Origin of the sequence: Pseudomonas sp. (assembly GCF_032058845.1) — a bacterium.
In the GTDB taxonomy this organism is placed as follows: domain Bacteria; phylum Pseudomonadota; class Gammaproteobacteria; order Pseudomonadales; family Pseudomonadaceae; genus Aquipseudomonas.
In genome coordinates this window covers 1-775 of sequence record NZ_DAMCCR010000100.1, presented here as the reverse complement: position 1 = coordinate 775, position 775 = coordinate 1, and the positions used below count along the sequence as shown (strand labels likewise).

The 775-nt window shown below is 71.1% G+C and carries 1 protein-coding gene; it reads left to right on the top strand.

Annotation, left to right across the window (positions count from 1 at the left end):
- A partial coding sequence (locus RT028_RS16630; protein WP_312936212.1) for a phosphopantetheine-binding protein occupies positions 1–775 on the top strand: 775 nt, incomplete at both ends.

Sequence of the window (775 nt, the reverse complement as noted above, 5' to 3'; positions counted from 1 at the left end):
ACCGCCCCGGCGGCGACCCGCAACGCCCAGGCGCTGCGTGAGGCCCTGCTGAAGACGCTGCCTGACTACATGCTGCCCGCGCACTTCCTGCTGCTCGACGCCCTGCCGCTGACCGCCAACGGCAAACTCGACCGACGCGCCCTGCCGGCCATCGACCCGCACGGCAGCCAGCGTGGCTACGTCGCCCCGCGCAGCCCGCTGGAGCAGCGCATCGCCGCCATCTGGCAGAGCACGCTGAAGCGCGCGCAGATCAGCCTCGACGACAACTTCTTCGAGCTCGGTGGCGACTCGATCCTGTCGATCCAGGTGGTCAGCCGCGCGCGCCAGGCCGGCATCCACTTCACCCCCAAGGACCTGTTCCAGCAGCAGACCATCCAGGCCCTGGCCCAGGTGGCGACCCTGGCCGACGATGCCCAGGTGCTCGACCAGGGCCCGGTCACTGGCCAGGCGCCGTTGCTGCCGATCCAGCAGGCGTTCTTCGACCTGCCGTTGCCCGAGCGTGGGCAGTGGAACCAGTCGGTGATGCTCAAACCCGCCACTGCCCTGAACCCCGAATGGCTCAGCCAGGCGCTGGCCGCCCTGATCGACCACCATGACGCCCTGCGCCTGCGCTTTGCCGAAGGCGACGCGGGCTGGGCTGCCGAGCACGCCGGGCTGCGCAGTGACGACAGCGTGCTCTGGCAGGCCGACGTCGCCGATACGCAGGCGCAGACGGCGTTGGCCAATCAGGCCCAGCGCAGCCTCGACCTGGCCCACGGGCCGCTGCTGCGCGCCG